General features: G+C 37.7%; 1 protein-coding gene. It reads left to right on the top strand.

The features are described 5' to 3' along the window. Positions 1 to 1,318, top strand: a 1,318-nt coding sequence (gene fliD / locus GKR71_RS00435; protein WP_154633754.1) for a flagellar filament capping protein FliD, incomplete at its 5' end; no start/stop codon positions are given. Between the last annotated feature and the right edge of the window lie 67 nt (positions 1,319 to 1,385).

The following is a 1,385-nucleotide window of genomic DNA, read 5'->3' as shown; positions in this document are numbered from 1 at the left end:
TGATGCGCAAATCAGTGCATTTGGTAAGATGCAATCTTCATTAGAAAAACTGAAAAAAGCGGCGGAAGATCTCAAGAAATATCAAGACATCAGTACGACCAAAGTTAATGGTGAATATAAAGCCTTCGATGTAAAAACCGATGGTAAAGCGGTTGCTGGTGTGCATGATGTTGTCGTTAATCAATTAGCAAAAGCACAAACTATTGCGACCAAAGGACATAGCGATAACAAGCAACTACTAGGTAGCTCAGCAAAAGAGCGCACCATTACCATTACCCAGCCTTCACAAAAAGAAGACAAAGATAAAATTGTCATTAAACTGGATGCAGGTAGTACATCATTAATCGAAATTGCAGATGCTATTAATAAAACCGATAAAGGCGTTTCTGCTTCAGTTATCAAAGATAAAGATAACCAATATCATTTAGTTGTTACCTCTAAAAAGGCCGGAACAGATAGCCGAATTAGTATCAATGTAGAAGGCGATAACGAACTCGCTAAAATTTTAAATGTTGAATCTGAAATAGATGCAAAAGGCAACGTAACCATTAAAAATGAAGCAGCAAGTGGTATGGAACAAAAAGTTCCACCGCAAAATGCTGAGCTCATTATTGATGGTTTCGAATTAGAATCTCAAACCAACGAAGCCAAAGACCTATTTCCTGGTTTAACCCTCTCTTTAAAGAAAGAGAGTGAAGATGGCAAATCAGACCATTTAATTATCTCTGAAGATATTGAGCCAGCTAAAGCTAAAATCAAAGCATGGGTGGATGCCTATAATGAATTCCAAACCTTAGCTAAAGAACTCACTAAATATACCCCAACTAAAAATGGCACCACTCCAGATAAAACTAATGGTCCATTAATTGGTGATTCTACTCTTCGCACTATTCAAAGCACCTTACGTACCCAAGTGCGTAGCCCACAAGATAGCGGTGAATTAAACCTGCTGAATAAAATGGGGATTAAACAAAAGCTGGACGGTACATTAGAAATCGACAGTAAAAAACTCGATAGTGCACTAAAAGATAACCCATCTAGCGTAAAAGTATTTTTTGCTGGTGACGGTGAAAAAACCGGATTTGCCACGGAAAACTTTAACTTCCTAAAAGAAACGTTAGATACGAAAGAAGGTACGCTGCATAACGCGACCGATGGTGTTCAACGTAAGAAAAAAAGCTTAGACAAGCGTATTGAACAAACTAATAAGCAAATTGAAAATACTATGGATATGCACCGTAGACAGTTCCAGAACCTCGATAAAATGATGAGTTCATTAAATAGCACCACTAATTCATTAGGCAGACTTTTAGGTTAACCGTATGTATCAACGTAAAGCTAATCAAGCCTATCAGCAGGTCAGTTTGGAGAGTGAAATCGCCAAT

The organism is Providencia sp. wls1922, assembly GCF_009706505.1.
Classification (GTDB): domain Bacteria; phylum Pseudomonadota; class Gammaproteobacteria; order Enterobacterales; family Enterobacteriaceae; genus Providencia; species Providencia lanzhouensis.
This window is presented reverse-complemented; position numbering and strand designations above follow the sequence as displayed.